At 54.4% G+C, this 15,563-nt stretch carries 16 protein-coding genes; 8 read left to right on the top strand and 8 right to left on the bottom strand.

Annotation, left to right across the window (positions count from 1 at the left end):
- The first annotated feature begins 36 nt into the window (after nt 1–36).
- The 4 genes from C0557_RS21090 (at nt 37) to idi (ending at nt 3,531) form a co-directional block, all read left to right on the top strand.
- Nucleotides 37–1,530, top strand: a complete 1,494-nt coding sequence (locus C0557_RS21090) for a UbiD family decarboxylase (protein WP_208660770.1) — start codon at nt 37–39, stop codon at nt 1,528–1,530.
- A gap of 10 nt (nt 1,531–1,540) precedes the next feature.
- A complete protein-coding gene (locus C0557_RS21095) occupies nt 1,541–2,128 on the top strand; it encodes a UbiX family flavin prenyltransferase (RefSeq protein ID WP_208660772.1) in 588 nt (195 codons plus the stop codon).
- A gap of 16 nt (nt 2,129–2,144) precedes the next feature.
- Nucleotides 2,145–2,861 carry a DUF554 domain-containing protein gene (locus tag C0557_RS21100; RefSeq protein ID WP_007370262.1) on the top strand — a complete coding sequence of 239 codons (717 nt, stop codon included), beginning with the start codon at nt 2,145–2,147 and terminating at the stop codon, nt 2,859–2,861.
- Nucleotides 2,862–2,979: 118 nt separating this feature from the next.
- A complete protein-coding gene (idi, locus tag C0557_RS21105; RefSeq protein ID WP_208660774.1) occupies nt 2,980–3,531 on the top strand; it encodes an isopentenyl-diphosphate Delta-isomerase in 552 nt (183 codons plus the stop codon).
- Nucleotides 3,532–3,579: 48 nt separating this feature from the next.
- Here the strand turns inward: idi and lysS are convergent, their stop codons facing one another.
- From lysS to xerD, 5 genes are all read right to left on the bottom strand, one after another.
- A complete protein-coding gene (lysS, locus tag C0557_RS21110) occupies nt 3,580–5,097 on the bottom strand; it encodes a lysine--tRNA ligase (RefSeq protein WP_208660776.1) in 1,518 nt (505 codons plus the stop codon).
- Nucleotides 5,098–5,106: 9 nt separating this feature from the next.
- A protein-coding gene (gene prfB, locus C0557_RS21115) for a peptide chain release factor 2 (protein WP_139109723.1) occupies nt 5,107–6,205 on the bottom strand; the annotation gives its coding sequence in 2 pieces (ribosomal slippage) (nt 5,107–6,129 and nt 6,131–6,205; 1,098 coding nt in all).
- 91 nt (nt 6,206–6,296) lie between these two features.
- On the bottom strand, nt 6,297–8,030 hold the full coding sequence (recJ, locus tag C0557_RS21120) for a single-stranded-DNA-specific exonuclease RecJ (RefSeq protein WP_208660778.1): 1,734 nt from the start codon (nt 8,028–8,030) through the stop codon (nt 6,297–6,299).
- 5 nt (nt 8,031–8,035) lie between these two features.
- Nucleotides 8,036–8,749: a bifunctional protein-disulfide isomerase/oxidoreductase DsbC gene (dsbC, locus tag C0557_RS21125; RefSeq protein WP_043956671.1), complete on the bottom strand. Its 714-nt coding sequence runs from the start codon at nt 8,747–8,749 to the stop codon at nt 8,036–8,038.
- Between the two features lie 24 nt (nt 8,750–8,773).
- Nucleotides 8,774–9,670 carry a site-specific tyrosine recombinase XerD gene (gene xerD / locus C0557_RS21130; protein WP_208660780.1) on the bottom strand — a complete coding sequence of 299 codons (897 nt, stop codon included), beginning with the start codon at nt 9,668–9,670 and terminating at the stop codon, nt 8,774–8,776.
- Between the two features lie 100 nt (nt 9,671–9,770).
- On the opposite strand from xerD, the gene fldB reads away from it, so the two are divergent.
- Nucleotides 9,771–10,292, top strand: coding sequence for a flavodoxin FldB (fldB, locus tag C0557_RS21135; protein ID WP_064563822.1), 522 nt, complete (start codon nt 9,771–9,773; stop codon nt 10,290–10,292).
- Nucleotides 10,293–10,311: 19 nt separating this feature from the next.
- Here fldB and C0557_RS21140 read toward each other — a convergent pair whose 3' ends face one another.
- Together C0557_RS21140 and sdhE are read right to left on the bottom strand one after the other, a co-directional pair.
- A complete protein-coding gene (locus C0557_RS21140) occupies nt 10,312–10,728 on the bottom strand; it encodes a protein YgfX (protein WP_208660782.1) in 417 nt (138 codons plus the stop codon).
- The gene (sdhE, locus tag C0557_RS21145) at nt 10,709–10,975 is read right to left on the bottom strand and encodes an FAD assembly factor SdhE (RefSeq protein ID WP_043956667.1); all 267 of its coding nucleotides are present in this window, start codon (nt 10,973–10,975) and stop codon (nt 10,709–10,711) included. Before sdhE ends, C0557_RS21140 begins: the two co-directional genes overlap by 20 nt.
- A 247-nt stretch (nt 10,976–11,222) precedes the next feature.
- On the opposite strand from sdhE, the gene ygfZ reads away from it, so the two are divergent.
- Nucleotides 11,223–12,203, top strand: a complete 981-nt coding sequence (ygfZ, locus tag C0557_RS21150) for a tRNA-modifying protein YgfZ (RefSeq protein ID WP_208660784.1) — start codon at nt 11,223–11,225, stop codon at nt 12,201–12,203.
- 39 nt (nt 12,204–12,242) lie between these two features.
- Here the strand turns inward: ygfZ and C0557_RS21155 are convergent, their stop codons facing one another.
- Entirely contained in the window at nt 12,243–12,902 is a 660-nt protein-coding gene (locus tag C0557_RS21155) for a hemolysin III family protein (protein WP_007370251.1), read from the bottom strand.
- 345 nt (nt 12,903–13,247) lie between these two features.
- Here C0557_RS21155 and C0557_RS21160 point away from each other — a divergent pair, with 345 nt between their 5' ends.
- Both C0557_RS21160 and bglA read left to right on the top strand, forming a co-directional pair.
- Nucleotides 13,248–13,976 carry a MurR/RpiR family transcriptional regulator gene (locus C0557_RS21160; RefSeq protein WP_208663076.1) on the top strand — a complete coding sequence of 243 codons (729 nt, stop codon included), beginning with the start codon at nt 13,248–13,250 and terminating at the stop codon, nt 13,974–13,976.
- Between the two features lie 116 nt (nt 13,977–14,092).
- The gene (gene bglA, locus C0557_RS21165; RefSeq protein WP_208660786.1) at nt 14,093–15,526 is read left to right on the top strand and encodes a 6-phospho-beta-glucosidase; all 1,434 of its coding nucleotides are present in this window, start codon (nt 14,093–14,095) and stop codon (nt 15,524–15,526) included.
- The last annotated feature ends 37 nt before the right edge of the window (nt 15,527–15,563 follow it).

The following is a 15,563-nucleotide window of genomic DNA, read 5'->3' on the forward strand; positions in this document are numbered from 1 at the left end:
ACCGACAGTAAACCCTTTTTTTCGATGGAACAGACTATGTCAAATAGCGAAAATAAAAATACCAGCGGCGTTACAGATTTACGCTCAGCGATTGAATTATTAAAAACACTGCCCGGCGAATATGTCGAAACCGATACTGAAGTTGATCCACACGCCGAACTTTCCGGTGTTTACCGTTACGTTGGCGCAGGCGGCACCTGCCAGCGCCCAACACGTAAAAACGGCCCGGTGATGATGTTCAACAAAGTGAAGGGCTTCCAGGATATCAGCGTGGCTATCGGCCTGAACGGCTCGCGCAAACGCGTCAGCCATTTCCTCAACTGCGCGCCGGAAAAATTGGGCCATCTGCTGAAAGATTCCGTGCAGAACCCAATCCCGCCAGTACTGACCAAAGATAATGCCGTCTGCCAACAGGTGGTTCATCTGGCCAGCGACGCTAACTTCGACCTGCGCAAACTGCTACCAGCACCAACCAATACCGAAGAGGATGCCGGCCCGTACATCACAATGGGTCTGTGCTACGCTTCCGATCCTGAAACTCACGAATCTGATATCACCATTCACCGCCTTTGTGTGCAGAGCCGCGACGAGCTGTCGATGTGGTTAACCCCGGGTCGCCATATCGATGCATTCCGCATGAAAGCGGAAGCCGCCGGGCAACCACTGCCGATCTCGATCAGCATTGGCGTCGATCCTGCTATCGAAATCGCCGCCTGCTTTGAGCCGCCAACCACCCCGCTGGGTTATGACGAACTGAGCGTTGCCGGTGCCCTGCGCGGCAAGGCTGTAGAAATGGTGCAGTGTAAAACCATCAACGAACGCGCCATTGCGCATGCGGAGATCGTTATCGAAGGCGAACTGCTGCCGAACGTACGTCTGCGTGAAGATCAGAACACCAATACCGGTAAAGCGATGCCTGAATTCCCGGGCTATACCGGCGAGGCCAAAGATGCGCTGCCGGTAATCAAAGTCAAAGCCGTCACTCATCGCTATAACCCGATCTGGCGTACCACTGTTGGTCCAGGCGAAGAACACGTCAATATGGCGGGCATCCCGACGGAAGCCAGTATCCTCGATATGGTGGGCCGCGCAATGCCGGGCAAACTGCTCAACGTATTCGCTCACTCGGCGGGCGGCGGTAAGCTGCTGGCGGTGATGCAATTCAAAAAATTCTCCCCGGCAGATGAAGGCCGTCAGCGCCAGGCAGCCCTGCTGGCATTCTCTGCCTTCCCGGAACTGAAACACGTGATTCTGGTTGATGAAGACGTGGATATTTTCGACAGCGACGATGTGCTGTGGGCGATGCAAACCCGTTATCAGGGTGATGTCGATACCGTCACCATTCCTGGTGTTCGCTGCCATCCGCTCGATCCCTCGCAGATCCCGGCTTACAGCCCAAGCATTTTGCAGCAGGGAATGTCCTGCAAAACCCTCTTTGACTGCACGGTGCCGTTCCATCTGAAAAGCCACTTTGAACGCTCGAAGTTTAAAGAGGTTGATGTGAAACGCTTCCTGCCAGATTTCGAGTAAGGGGAACAATGTGGCGGCATCTCAACGCATCATTGTCGGCATTAGCGGTGCTTCTGGTTTTCAGTATGGCGTTAAGGCGCTTGAGCTTTTACGTGCGCAGGATCCTGAAGTCCATCTGGTTATCTCAAAAGGGGCGGAAAAAACCTGTGAGCTGGAAACGGACTATCAGCTTGATGAGGTGATGGCGCTGGCGGATGTGGTTCACCCCATTGGTAATCTTGGCGCAGCCATTTCCAGCGGATCGTTTAAAACAATGGGCATGCTCGTTGCCCCCTGTTCCATGCGTTCGCTGGGCTCCATCGCAAACTGCCTGACAGATAACCTGCTGACCCGGGCCGCCGACGTGGTACTTAAAGAGCGCCGCCGTCTGGTGCTGCTGGCGCGCGAGACGCCACTTAACCTCGGACACATTCGCAACATGCAGGCGGTGACAGAAATGGGCGGGATTATTTTCCCGCCGGTTCCGGCGCTGTACCAGCGCCCGCAAACCACTGATGAAATCATTACCCACAGCGTCAGCCGCGCGTTAGACCTGTTTGGTATTGATGTGAAAAACCTTCCGCGCTGGGGCGAGGGCAACCTGGTTCATAACGCGTAATCATGCAGGAAACATTATGTTAATTGGTCCTTATGTGAATGGCGCTGCCGTTATTGTCGGCGGTTTGCTGGGTTCACTTGTTGGCAAGCGTATTCCGGAGCGCGTGAAAGTGGCGCTGCCCCTGACCTTTGGTCTCTGTTCGGTCGGTCTTGGCATCAACCTGGTGATAAAAGTGAAGTTCATGCCTGCCGTGGTTCTGGCGATGGTGCTGGGCGCGGTCATTGGCGAAGCATTCTTTCTGGAAAAACAGATCGGCAGAGCGGCGGGCACAACGCGCGGCTTAATCAACCGCGTTTTCCCACCGGTTCAGGGTCTGGGACACGATGAGTTTACGGAGAAATTTGTCGCAATTCTGGTGCTGTTTTGCGCCAGCGGCACCGGTATCTTCGGTGCAATGCATGAAGGTATGACTGGCGATCCCTCTATCCTGTATATCAAAACGGTACTCGATTTGTTTACCGCCGCCATTTTCGCCACCATGCTGGGCTTCTCAGTAATGACCATCGGTTTACCACTGATTGCCGTGCAGGTTGCGCTGGCAACGCTGGCGGTTTACATCCTGCACATGATCACCCCAGACATGATGGGGGATTTCTCCTGTGCAGGCGGGTTAATCATGGTCGCTACGGGGCTACGGATTTGTAATATCAAGCCGTTCCCGGTGGCGAATATGTTGCCCGGACTGGTACTGGTAATGCCCTTTTCCGCTCTCTGGGCAAAACTTTTCGCCTGATAGTTGGTTATAATCGCGTTTGCCCGGTGGCGCTGTGGCTGGCTGGTTTGCAGGGATCGTGTTCCCTGTAAACTGGCTAAGTCCAGCGCCACCCGGCGTTTTACGTTCGGGAGCCATTATGGGTACACAAGAGCACGTTATTTTAGTGAATGAGCAGGGAGTGGTAACCGGTACGCAGGAAAAGTACGCCGCACATACATCGCAAACGCCGTTACATCTGGCTTTTTCATGCTGGATTTTTAATGCCGCAGGACAGTCTCTGGTGACACGGCGCGCATTAAGCAAAAAAGCCTGGCCAGGCGTCTGGACGAACTCCGTTTGCGGGCATCCGCAAAAAGGGGAAACCACCGAACAGGCTCTTATTCGCCGCTGCCGTTATGAAGTTGGCGCCGGAGTCGGGCACATTACCGCCATCGCACCAGAGTTCCGTTACCGTGAAACCGATCCTTCCGGCATCGTGGAAAACGAAATCTGCCCGGTCTTCGCCGCGCAAATCACAACGCCGTTGACGATTAACTACGATGAAGTGATGGAATATCAATGGGTGGATCTGGAGGCGTTATTGCAGGCGCTCAATGCTACGCCCTGGGCTTTTAGCCCGTGGATGGTGGCAGAAGCAGCCACTGCGCGGGCCGCGTTCAGAGATTTTGCCGCCACATTGCAGGTATAAAAAAGCCCCGACGTTGTTCACGCTGGGGCTTTTTTTATCGCTGAGCGATTACTTCACCGGACGCATTGCCGGGAACAGGATCACATCGCGAATGGTGTGGCTGTTGGTAAACAGCATCACCATACGGTCGATACCAATGCCCAGACCCGCCGTCGGCGGCAGGCCGTGTTCCAGCGCGGTCACGTAATCTTCGTCGAAGAACATCGCTTCGTCGTCGCCCGCATCCTTCGCTGCAACCTGGTCAGCAAAACGCTGCGCCTGATCTTCCGCGTCATTCAGCTCGCTAAAGCCGTTACCAATTTCACGACCGCCGATGAAGAACTCAAAGCGATCGGTGATTTCCGGATTGACGTCGTTACGGCGTGCCAGCGGGGAAACTTCCGCCGGGTATTCCGTAATAAAAGTCGGTTGAATCAGATGCGCTTCGGCTACTTCTTCGAAGATTTCGGTCACGATACGGCCCAGACCCCAGCTCTTCTCAACTTTGATACCGATGCTTTCAGCAATCGCCTTCGCGCTGTCGAAGTTATCCAGATCCGCCATATTGGTTTCCGGACGGTATTTCTTGATCGCTTCGCGCATGGTCAGTTTTTCGAACGGTTTGCCGAAGTCGAAAACTTCATCGCCGTAAGGCACTTCGGTTTTGCCGAGGATGTTCTGCGCCAGCGTGCGGAACAACGATTCGGTCAGTTCGATCAGATCGTTATAATCCGCATACGCCATATAGAGTTCCATCATGGTGAACTCAGGATTATGGCGAACGGAGATACCTTCGTTACGGAAGTTACGGTTGATTTCGAACACGCGCTCAAAGCCGCCAACCACCAGACGTTTGAGGTACAGTTCCGGCGCGATACGCAGATACATGTCCAGATCCAGCGCGTTATGATGAGTGATAAACGGACGCGCGGACGCACCGCCCGGGATCACTTGCATCATCGGCGTTTCAACTTCCATAAAGTCGCGGCCCACCATGAACTGGCGAATACCGGCCAGGATCTGTGAACGCACTTTAAAGGTATTGCGGGATTCTTCGTTAGAGATGAGATCCAGGTAACGCTGGCGATAGCGCGCTTCCTGATCCTGCAAGCCGTGGAATTTATCCGGCAGCGGACGCAGGGCTTTAGTCAGCAGACGCAGTTCGGTGCAGTGAATGGAAAGTTCGCCGGTCTTGGTTTTGAACAGCTTGCCGCGCGCGCCGAGGATATCGCCGAGATCCCATTTTTTGAACTGCTCGTTATACACGCCTTCTGCAAGATCATCGCGCGCAACATACAGCTGAATTCGACCGCCCACATCCTGCAAGGTTACGAATGAGGCTTTACCCATAATGCGGCGGGTCATCATGCGGCCAGCAACGGCCACTTCAATGCCCAGGGCTTCCAGTTCTTCGTTCTCTTTGCCATCAAATTCAGCGTGCAGCTTGTCAGAGGTCTGGTCACGACGGAAATCGTTCGGGAACGGCACACCCTGCTCGCGCAGTTGCGCCAGCTTCTCGCGGCGGGTTTTCAGTTCATTGTTAAGATCGACTGCCGCGTCAGCGCCCTGTGCTTGTTGTTCAGACATGTTGGTTCCTCATAACCCTGCTTTCAAACTTGCTTCGATGAATTGATCCAGGCTGCCGTCCAGCACCGCCTGCGTGTTGCGGGTTTCAACCCCGGTACGCAGATCTTTGATGCGGGAATCATCCAGGACATAAGAACGGATCTGGCTTCCCCAGCCGATATCGGACTTGGTGTCTTCCATCGCCTGTTTCTCCGCATTTTTCTTTTGCATTTCCAGTTCATAAAGCTTCGCTTTCATCTGCTTCATGGCCTGGTCTTTGTTTTTATGCTGAGAACGGTCGTTCTGGCACTGCGTTACCAGCCCGGTCGGAATATGGGTAATACGCACCGCGGATTCCGTACGGTTAACGTGCTGGCCGCCCGCGCCGGATGCGCGATAGACGTCAATACGCAGGTCCGCCGGGTTAATCTCGATATCAATATCGTCTTCCACTTCCGGGTAGACAAATGCGGAGCTAAAGGAGGTATGACGACGGCCGCCGGAGTCGAACGGGCTCTTACGCACCAGGCGATGAACGCCAGTTTCGGTACGTAGCCAGCCGTAGGCGTAATCGCCGATGATCTTGATGGTCACAGATTTAATACCCGCGACTTCACCTTCAGACTCTTCGATAATTTCAGTTTTGAAGCCGCGCGCTTCCGCCCAGCGCAGATACATGCGCATTAGCATGCTCGCCCAGTCCTGCGCTTCGGTACCACCGGAACCCGCCTGGATATCCAGATAGCAATCGGCGCTGTCATATTCGCCGGAGAACATACGACGGAACTCAAGCTGCGCCAGCTTCTCTTCCAGCCCGTCCAGCTCGACGACCGCTTCGTTAAAGGTTTCTTCGTCGTCAGCTTCTACCGCCAGCTCCAGCAGGCCGGAGACATCTTCCAGCCCCTGCGACATTTGATCGAGGGTATCGACGATAGCTTCAAGTGAGGAACGCTCTTTGCCCAGCGCCTGTGCGCGCTCTGGCTCATTCCAGACATCCGGCTGCTCCAGCTCGGCGTTTACTTCTTCCAGACGCTCTTTCTTGGCGTCATAGTCAAAGATACCCCCTAAGAACGTCGGAGCGCTCCGTGAGGTCCTGAATACGATTTTTTACCGGGTTAATTTCAAACATGGTCTGATTTCTTTTAATGGACTTGTCAAAATGCGGTGATAAGGGCGGGAGTTTACCGGATCCACGCCCTTTTTTGTAGCGAATACTGGCGCTAAAGTGGCCAGAGATTTTCGATGATAAGCTGTACGCTACGATTCCCGCGGAACTCGTTGACATCAAGTTTATAAGCAATATTCACCTGCCGCACGCCGTTGTCCGGCCAGCAGGTGGTATCGACGTTAAACACAATGCCATCAAGCAGCGGGCCGCCGCCAACCGGCTCGAGCATTACCTTCAGGTGACGCTCGCCCACCAGCCGCTGTTGCAACAGTCGAAACTCGCCATCGAACAGCGGCTCCGGGAACATTTGCCCCCACGGCCCGGCTTCACGCAGCATTTCGGCGACATCCAGCGTCATCTCTTGCGGCGTTAGCGGGCCGTCAGAAACAATTTCGCCCTGCAACAGCGCCGGATCCAGCCATTCCGTCACCAGCTCGCCGAAGCGCTGTTGGAACTCTTCGAAACGCGGCTCTTCGAGCGTCAAACCGGCAGCCATCGCATGACCGCCAAACTTAAGCATCATGCCAGGGTAGAGCATATCCAGGCGCTCCAGCGCATCACGCATATGCAGCCCCTGAATCGAACGCCCGGAACCTTTCAGAACGCCATCGCCAGCAGGCGCAAAGGCAATCACCGGCCGATGAAAACGCTCTTTGATTCGCGAGGCAAGGATCCCCACCACGCCCTGATGCCATTCGGGATGGTACATCGCCAGCCCGCCGGGCAGCGTATCGCGGCTTCGTTCAAGCTGCTCGCACAAGGTTAGCGCTTCGGCCTGCATCCCTTGCTCGATCTCTTTGCGCGTCTGATTCAGCGCATCCAGATCGTTAGCCAACTGACGCGCTTCGCCGAGGTTATCGCATAACAGCAGCGCGACGCCCACCGACATATCATCCAGCCTGCCCGCCGCGTTCAGGCGTGGACCCAGCGCAAAACCCAGGTCGCTTGCCGCCAGTTTCTGCGCGTCGCGGTTGGCGATTTCAAGCAGCGCTTTAATGCCAGGACGACAGCGCCCGGCGCGGATCCGGCTCAGGCCTTGCCAGGTGAGAATACGGTTGTTGGCATCAAGCGGCACTACGTCTGCTACCGTTCCCAGCGCGACGAGATCGAGCAGTTCCGCAAGATTCGGCATTGCCAGCCCGCGCGATTCAAACCAGCCGTTGTCGCGCAGAAGAGCGCGTAGCGCCAGCATCAGATAAAAAGCGACACCGACGCCCGCCAACGATTTCGACGGGAAATCACAGTCGCGCAGGTTGGGGTTCACAATGGCTTCCGCCTCCGGCAGGGTATCGCCTGGCAGGTGGTGATCGGTCACGACCACAGGAATACCCAGTTCGTGCGCCCGCGCCACCCCGGCATGCGAGGAAATACCGTTGTCCACTGTCAGGATCAACTGCGCGCCGCGTGCATGCGCCTGATCGACCACTTCCGGGCTGAGGCCGTAACCGTCATCAAAACGATTCGGCACCAGGTAACTCACATTTTCACAGCCCAGCGCACGCAGCGCCAGGACGCTGAGCGCCGTACTGGTTGCGCCATCGGCATCAAAATCACCGACCACGATAATGCGTAAACCTTCGCGCAGTGCGTGATAAAGGTGCGAAACCGCCTCATCAATACCGGTAAGTTGCTGCCAGGGCAGCATGCCTTTTACGCTGCGCTCCAGTTCGCTGGCCTTACGCACGCCGCGGCTGGCGTAGAGCCGACGCAGTAACGGCGGTAAGTCTTCCGCCAGTTCCGCAGAATCATCCACCTTGCGGCGGCGAAGTTGTATCTGAGCTTTCACGCGTTTTATTTACCGCCGGTGGCTTGCTGATGTTTGTCGAGGAAGGCTTTCATCTCAGCCGGTGCCTGATAGCCCGGAACAAGGTAGCCATCGTTCAGCACAATGGCCGGTGTTCCGTTGACGCCAAACTGCACGCCCAGCGCGTAGTGGTTAGCAATATCAATATCGCAGCTGGCCGGTTTGATGCCTTTGCCATCCATCGCGTCATCAAAGGCTTTATTACGATCTTTGGCACACCAGATTGCTTTCATCTGGTTTTCGACTTCACTCGGCACGCCCTGACGCGGGAATGCCAGGTAGCGGACGGTGATGCCCAGCGCGTTGTAATCCGCCATCTCACTGTGCAGTTTCTGGCAGTAGCCGCAGGTGATGTCGGTGAACACGGTGATCACGTGTTTTTCTTTCGGCGCTTTGTAGACAATCATCTCTTTTTCCAGCGCGTTAAGGTGCGGCAACAACATTTGCGTGGTGACGTTTACCGGCTGCGCGCCGCTGACATCGTACATCGGCCCCTGGATAATATGTTTGCCGTCTTCGGTCACATACAGCACGCCGCTGTTGGTCAATACCGCTTTCATTCCGGCGACGGGAGCGGGCAATATCTCAGAGCTCTGTACACCCAGTTTTGCTAACGACTGCTTGATAGCGGCGTCGTCAGCATGCGCAACGCCAGAAAAAGCCGCTGCCAGCAGGGTGAACATAATCAAACCATTTTTCATAAAACATCCTTTAATTATCAGCGATCACGCCCGCGGGTGATGCTGTTCATGAAGCTTACGCAGCCGCTCGGTGGCCACATGCGTATAAATTTGCGTTGTAGAAAGATCCTGATGCCCCAGTAGCATTTGCACCACGCGCAGATCCGCGCCGTGATTAAGCAAATGCGTGGCAAAAGCATGACGTAAAACGTGAGGGGAAAGCTTTTCGCTGTCAATCCCCGCCAGCACGGCATAGTGTTTGATACGGTGCCAGAAAGTCTGGCGCGTCATCTGCTGAGCGCGCTGGCTGGGAAACAGCACATCAATCGATACGCCGTTCAGCAGCCACGGACGCCCGTGTTCAAGGTAGTTTTCCACCCAGTACACCGCATTTTCACCCAGCGGCACCAGCCGTTCTTTATTACCTTTACCAATCACCCGCAACACGCCCTGGCGCAGGCTGATATCGCTCATGGTTAACCCGACCAGTTCAGAGACGCGAAGCCCGGTGGCATATAAAACCTCAAGCATGGCTTTATCGCGTAACTCCAGCGGTTGGTCAACTACCGGTGCCTGTAAAAGTCTCTCAACCTGCGCTTCTGTTAGGTCTTTCGGCAGACGCTGCGGCAGCTTCGGCGAGGCCAGTTGCGCGCTGGGATCGTCGCTACGGATTTTCTCCCGGTACAGGTACTGGAAGAGTCTTCGCATGGCGCTGAGCAGACGCGCTGAACTGGTCGCTTTGTAGCCGCCATCCACGCGTTCGGCCAGCAGCGCCTGTAAGTCATCGCTTCTCGCCTGCGCCAGGCTACTTCCCCGATGATGCAGCCACTCGGCCACGCCTTGCAAATCGCGGCGGTAGGCGCTGAGCGTATTGTCCGCCAGGTTATTTTCCAGCCAGAGCGCATCAAGAAATTGTTCGATACGTGCGAAATCCTGTTCCATTGAAACGCCTCCGTTTCTCAATCGCTGCATTATGCCTGATAGCCGTACGATTCTGGTACACTGCTCACAAAGACACATCCGGAATTGAGAAGTTTACGTTATGAATATTGGCCTGTTTTACGGTTCCAGCACTTGCTATACCGAAATGGCGGCGGAGAAAATCCGCGAAATTATCGGGCCGGAACTGGTAACACTGCACAATCTGAAAGATGACGCACCCGCACTGATGGAGCAATACGATGCGCTTATCCTCGGCATTCCGACCTGGGATTTTGGCGAATTGCAGGAAGACTGGGAAGCCATCTGGGATCAGCTTGATGATCTCAATCTTGACGGCAAAATCATTGCGCTGTACGGCATGGGCGATCAGCTCGGCTACGGCGAATGGTTCCTTGATGCGCTGGGCATGCTGCATGACAAACTGGCGCCCAAAGGCGTGACGTTCATCGGCTACTGGCCGACGGAAGGCTACGAATTTACCAGCAGCAAACCGGTGATTGCCGATGGTCAACTGTTTGTCGGCCTGGCGCTGGACGAAACCAATCAGTACGACCTGAGCGATTCGCGCATTCAGTCCTGGTGTGAGCAAATCCTGACAGAGATGGCGGAACGGCTGGTTTAAAGGCAGCCATTTCCCCCTGTTAATGCAGCCCCTGCGCCGGTTTTTGTGATATCACCCGGCGCAGATCGCGCCACTCCTGCGCATCCATACTGTCTGCCGCCAGCCATAAATGTTGACGACGCCCATCCTCTTCACAGCGCAAACGCAGCATCATTCCACCGCGTAACATCCATGGCGTTCCGATGATATCCCATTCCACGCCCTGCCAGCGCAGGCGGGAATCCATCAGCAGCTTGAGTTCGCCATGGCAGGCATTGATCCGCCGCTGGCTGCGCACGCAATCAAAAACCACCAGTGACAGCAACAGCAGCCACAGCGGTGTGTAACTCAAAGGCCAGGGCATCAGCAAAATGAGTGCTGCACCCAGACCGTGGAGCAAAAGCGAGATCCATTGTGCGCGCCAGGAGACGCGTAACTCAGATTGCCACAGGACCACGATCCCGATTCCGTGTCTGGATTAACTGCACCATTCTTTGTAACCCCGCGTCCTGAGGCTTTCCATGATTCATTAACCAGTTGAATAAATCAGGATCGTCACTTTCCAGCAGACGAACAAACAGCTGTTTGTCGTCATCGCTCAGCGTGTCGTACTCATGTTCGAAAAAAGGCATGATTGAGATATCGAGTTCACGCATTCCACGGCGGCACGCCCAGTGGATACGGGCTTTGTTGTTAATATCCATGATCTTCTCCCTGCATCAGAATAATGGCCCCATTGTAACGTGTTTTTAATATTCCTTTTGCGGAATATTTCGCTTCGCGGGGCCGCTTCCAGCATTAATCGCACCCACTGCAAAAATATCATCACGCTGCGTAATGCTTCGCAACGCATGCACAATGGCACAAAACGCATGCTTTATTACTTGCAATGAACAACGGCTCTTTTACCATTAAGAACCAACACAGCGTTAAGCTAATCAGGACATTAATATGCCTTTTACTCCGTTTCCTCCGCGCCAGCCGACCGCATCATCACGTCTGCCGCTGACGCTTATGACGCTCGATGACTGGGCGCTGGCAACGATTACCGGCGCAGATAGCGAAAAATACCTGCAAGGCCAGGTGACCGCCGATGTCACCACTATGACGCCTGAACAGCACCTGCTGGCGGCACACTGTGATTCTAAAGGGAAAATGTGGAGCAATATGCGGTTGTTCCATTTCCAGGAAGGTTTTGCCTGGATCCTGCGCCGCAGCGTGCGTGAAGCGCAGCTTCGTGAACTGAAGAAATACGCCGTATTCTCCAAAGTCGCCATTGCGCAAGACGATGAACACGTGCTGCTGGGCGTGGCCGGTTTTCAGGCGCGTGCGGCACTGGCGAATCTCTTTACCACCCTTCCGGACAGTGAAAAACAGGTTGTGCAGGAGGGGGATACCACCCTGCTGTGGTTTGCGCATCCTGCCGAGCGTTTCCTGCTGGTAACCAGCGCCGCAACGGCGCAACAGGTGGCCGAAAAGCTGCGTGGCGAAGCGCAGCTTAATAACAGCCAGCAGTGGCTGGCGCTGAATATCGAAGCGGGACTGCCGGTTATTGATGCGCCAAACAGCGGACAGTTTATCCCACAGGCCACTAACCTACAGGCGCTGGGCGGCATCAGCTTTAAAAAAGGCTGTTACACCGGCCAGGAGATGGTGGCACGAGCAAAATTCCGCGGTGCCAACAAGCGCGCATTGTGGTATCTGGCAGGGACAGCCAGCCGGGTGCCGGAAGCGGGAGAAGACCTTGAGTTGAAGATGGGAGACAACTGGCGCCGTACCGGTACCGTGCTGGCATCTGTGCAGCTTGATGACGGACGCCTTCTGGTTCAGGTGGTGATGAACAACGATATGGAACCCGGCAGCGTGTTCCGCGTGCGCGACGATGCGAATACGCTAAGCATCGAACCGCTGCCTTATTCACTGGAAGAGTAAACGCGCTAAGCCGGGGCGGAAATCGCCGCCGGCTCTGACTCAAAGCTGTCCGACGTACAAATAAATTGCCAGGAAGTGGCAGACACTGCCGCCCAGCACGAAGCCGTGCCAGATCGCGTGGTTATAAGGGATGCGTTTGCAGACGTAAAAAATCACGCCGAGCGAATAGACCAGGCCGCCCACAGCCAGTAGCGTTACGCCTCCAACTGACAGGCGCGTGGCAAGCTGATAAATCACAATTAGCGACAGCCAGCCCATGGTCAGGTAGGTCACCAGCGACAGCACTTTAAAACGATGGGCAATGGTGAGTTTAAATAAGATCCCCAGCAGGGCGAGGCTCCAGATGACAATCATCAGCCCACGCGCCAGCGGCGAGTCCAGCCCAACCAACAGAAATGGTGTATAGGTTCCGGCAATCAGCAGATAAATGGCACAATGGTCAAATTTCTTCAGCCACGCCTTGGCACGCTGGTACGGAATGGCATGGTAAAGCGTAGAGGCAAGGAACAGCAAAATCATGCTGCCGCCATAAAGCGAGTAACTGGTGATAGCCATTGTACTGGCTTTTGCATCTACCGCCTGTACCAGCAGCAGCACCAGCCCGACGATACCGAACACCAGCCCAATTCCGTGGCTAATGCTGTTGGCGATTTCTTCTGCCAGTGTGTATCCCTGTGCGATTAAGGGTTTCTTGGCCATAGCTAACTCCGGGAGAACTCAAAAAAACATTGCGTCAATAGAGTAACTGAGAATGATTCCAGTGCACACCTGTACGCTAAAAAAATTCGTATCAATATATTCGCAGCATTTAAGCCGACGGCTGGCGTTACAACTGTTCATCCTTCTCGCAATGAGCGTACCCCATGAAACGTGAATGTAGGATGAAAGTATGAAGCGGAAATGACAATATGCAGGCCGCGAAATCAGATTCTTATGCCGGGGACAAAACTCAGGGCAAGCCAGCCGGAGTTATGGCAGCATGTGGACACGCAATTGCATGCCGGCTGGCAACGTTAACAAAGAGCAAAGGACACCACCGTGACGATGTTTACCCACTCCGCCATCGCCAGCCTCAATAATCTGGAGATGATGGTCTATCACTATGTGGTCAAAAACCGCGACAAAGTGATGTATATGACGATCCGCGAGCTGGCCGATGCGGCGGGCGTCTCCACCACCACGGTGCTGCGCTTCTGCCGCAAGCTCAACTGCGAAGGCTATTCGGAGTTTCGCGTCCGCTTCAAATTATATTTAGAGCAAAATGAGTTACCGCAGGCGAATTTTGGTGCCAGTGAAGTGATTAGCTTTTTTAAAAGCGTAAATAACGATGAATTTGATGTCCTGCTGAATAAAGCCGTCGATATAATATTATCCTCAGAGCGTATTATTTTTGTTGGCGCTGGCACATCCGGCGCACTGGCAAAATATGGTGCCCGCTTTTTCTCTAATATCGGGAAATTCAGCAACCATATCGACGACCCTTATTTCCCGGTCACCAATGATATGGCAAAAAATGCGCTGGCGATTGTCCTTTCTGTCTCTGGCGAGACCGAAGAGATCCTGCGTTTTGCCGGGCAGTTTAGCCTGCATCACTGCAAAGTGCTGTCCATTACCAGCCACGAACAGTCACGTCTGGCGAAACTGGCGGATTTTAATCTCTCCTGGCATATTCCTCCCACACGTATTCCCGGTGGCTACGATATTACGACGCAAATCCCGGTCATTTATATTCTGGAATCGCTGGGGCGCAAGCTGGCTAAGAAAATAGCATAAAAAAACAGGGCGTTTTTCTGGTGTAACAAATTACCCGGCCGGTAATTTGTTATATCGTGACATTTAATTCACCTTTGTTAGACTCGTTAATAGCCAATATGACGAGAAGAGCAAAGATGAAAAAACTGACCTTACCAAAAGATTTTTTATGGGGCGGCGCCGTTGCCGCGCACCAGGTTGAAGGCGGCTGGAATAAAGGCGGCAAAGGCCCGAGTATTTGCGACGTGCTGACCGGCGGCGCGCACGGCGTACCGCGTGAGATCACCACCGAAGTGGTGGCCGGGAAATATTACCCGAACCATGAAGCGATCGATTTCCACGGTCATTATAAAGAAGACATCAAGCTGTTCGCCGAGATGGGCTTTAAATGCTTTCGCACCTCGATCGCCTGGACCCGCATCTTTCCCAAAGGGGATGAGCAACAGCCTAACGAAGAAGGGCTGAAATTCTACGACGATATGTTCGATGAACTGCTGAAATATAACATCGAACCGGTGATCACCCTCTCCCACTTTGAGATGCCGCTGCATCTGGTGCAGGAATATGGCGGCTGGACCAACCGTAAAGTGGTCGATTTCTTCGTCCGCTTCGCGGAAGTGGTTTTCGAACGCTACAAGAACAAGGTCAAATACTGGATGACCTTCAACGAAATCAACAACCAGCGTAACTGGCGAGCGCCGCTGTTCGGCTACTGCTGCTCCGGCGTGGTCTATACCGATCATGAAAACCCGGAAGAGACCATGTACCAGGTGCTGCACCATCAGTTCGTCGCCAGCGCCCTGGCAGTGAAAGCGGCCCGCCGCATCAACCCGGAAATGAAAGTCGGCTGCATGCTGGCAATGGTTGCGCTCTATCCCTTCTCCTGTAAGCCGGAAGACGTCATGTTTGCGCAGGAATCAATGCGCGAGCGTTATGTCTTTACCGACGTACAGCTACGTGGTTACTACCCGTCCTATGTGCTGAACGAGTGGGAGCGCCGCGGCTTCTCCATCAAAATGGAACACGGCGATGAACAGATCCTGCGTGAAGGCACCTGCGATTACCTGGGCTTTAGCTACTACATGACCAACGCGGTGAAAGCGGAAGGCGGCAGCGGCGATGCTATATCCGGCTTCGAAGGCAGCGTGCCGAACCCGCACGTCAAAGCCTCCGACTGGGGCTGGCAGATCGATCCCGTCGGGCTGCGCTACTCTCTGTGCGAACTGTATGAACGCTACCAGAAACCGTTGTTCATCGTTGAAAACGGCTTTGGCGCTTACGACAAAGTCGAAGCCGATGGCAGCATCAACGATGACTACCGCATCGATTATCTGCGCGCGCACGTTGAAGAGATGATGAAAGCGGTCACTTACGATGGCGTGGATCTGCTGGGCTATACACCGTGGGGCTGCATCGACTGCGTCTCCTTCACCACCGGCCAGTACAGCAAGCGTTACGGCTTTATCTATGTGAACAAGCACGACGACGGTACAGGTGATATGTCCCGCTCCCGCAAGAAGAGCTTTAACTGGTACAAAGAGGTGATCGCCAGCAATGGCGAAAAGCTGTGATGCTTTGAGACGTTGCCGGATGTCGGCGGCATAAAGC

The organism is Kosakonia sp. MUSA4, from assembly GCF_013085925.1.
Taxonomy (GTDB): domain Bacteria; phylum Pseudomonadota; class Gammaproteobacteria; order Enterobacterales; family Enterobacteriaceae; genus Kosakonia; species Kosakonia sacchari_B.